1 protein-coding gene is annotated in these 538 nt (G+C 56.7%); it reads right to left on the reverse strand.

Annotation, left to right across the window (positions count from 1 at the left end; translation table 11 throughout):
• Positions 1 to 538 (reverse strand): hypothetical protein (locus ABJ99_RS13620; RefSeq protein WP_054086288.1); only part of this gene is annotated, 538 nt, incomplete at both ends.

Raw genomic sequence — 538 nt, forward strand, 5'->3', positions numbered from 1 at the left:
TTCAGTGGTGAGTTTTCCTGCGCGAATGAGTTCGCCCAGGGCTTTTTCGAGCACGTCCAGCTGCAGCGACAAACGCCAGGCAGTCACTGAGCCAATAGCCCCTGGTAGCGGATGCAGCATGTTGTGCGCAGTAAGGACTTCCATCACCGGCTCACGCCAATGTGGAAGGAAGGGAAGAGGGCAAGTGTCTACGATCAGCGGCCACAACCTGTCGAACGGGTCTTGGGCTTGATTGATGAGCGCGTAAGCAGAATGGTTTGCTCGATCCGGCTGCGAGCAACGCTGATCGAACAGCCATAAGTGCAACAGGCTGCCGAAAAGCGTTCCGCGAAGCTGGCGAGTGGTGCGTTTTTCCAACAGATCCGTATCAGGGAACACGGGGATGCGTTGGTCATTCATGACGATGTGAAACTGGTCTAGGCCATTCTCAGCAGAGCCGAGTGTTAGCCTGGCCAGAAACTCCTGCATGGCCGTGTCGCGGCCCCAGGCTGATAGAAATATCAGGTTTCGCTGCTCGTCACAGACGCACGCGTCGACG

The organism is Pseudomonas syringae pv. cilantro (assembly GCF_001293775.1).
GTDB lineage: Bacteria > Pseudomonadota > Gammaproteobacteria > Pseudomonadales > Pseudomonadaceae > Aquipseudomonas > Aquipseudomonas syringae_P.